Source organism: Psychrobacter sp. 1U2 (assembly GCF_051847575.1).
Genome location: NZ_JBPYDC010001277.1, coordinates 1 through 645, shown reverse-complemented (window position 1 = coordinate 645; position 645 = coordinate 1). Strand labels below are relative to the sequence as shown.

Below are 645 nucleotides of genomic sequence, written 5' to 3'. Positions count from 1 at the left end.
ATCGATATCACTGACACTAAACAGATGCATATTCAAACCTAGCCCTATCATTAAGGCGGCAAATATACAGCCGCCAACGATATTGCCAGTGATAACAATACCCCACAGACGCAGCAGCTTGTGTAACGGCTCTATCTTATTTAACACAGGTAAGCTAAGCAGTGAGGTCTGCTCAGTGAACAACAACGACTGGCCGATCACGACGATGATAAAACCTATCGGATATAGCAATGAAGATAGCACCATTGCATATTGATTGGGCATCACTCCGCTAAGCAGTGAAAAAGCTGCTAAAATTATAAAAAAGCTAATGCCGATCTCAAGCCCAGCAGTAAAAGCACTGGTAAATAAAGAACCTAAAGAGCGATCAAACGTTTCTTTGGCATGGATGACCTGCTCAACCAAAATACTGGCGTAGCTCTTTGCTTGACTTAAATTGTCATCGCTGGCGACTTTTTTGATGGTTTCTTTGTCTTCATCACTGATTTGTTCAGGGAAGTCTTCATCCTTAAGGTTTTCAGTGGCTTTTGTTTCGCTGTCTTGTTGCTCGTCTTTTTGATGCTGACTGTCCTCAATATTGTTGTTATTTTGCTCATCTGTATCATTGGTATCATCATCATTGTTATCGGCTAAATGCATATCGTT

1 protein-coding gene is annotated in these 645 nt (G+C 41.1%); it reads right to left on the bottom strand.

The features are described 5' to 3' along the window. Positions 1-639 (bottom strand): formate/nitrite transporter family protein (locus ACS8FD_RS21625; protein ID WP_439277386.1); only part of this gene is annotated, 639 nt, incomplete at its 3' end. Positions 640-645: the final 6 nt, after the last annotated feature.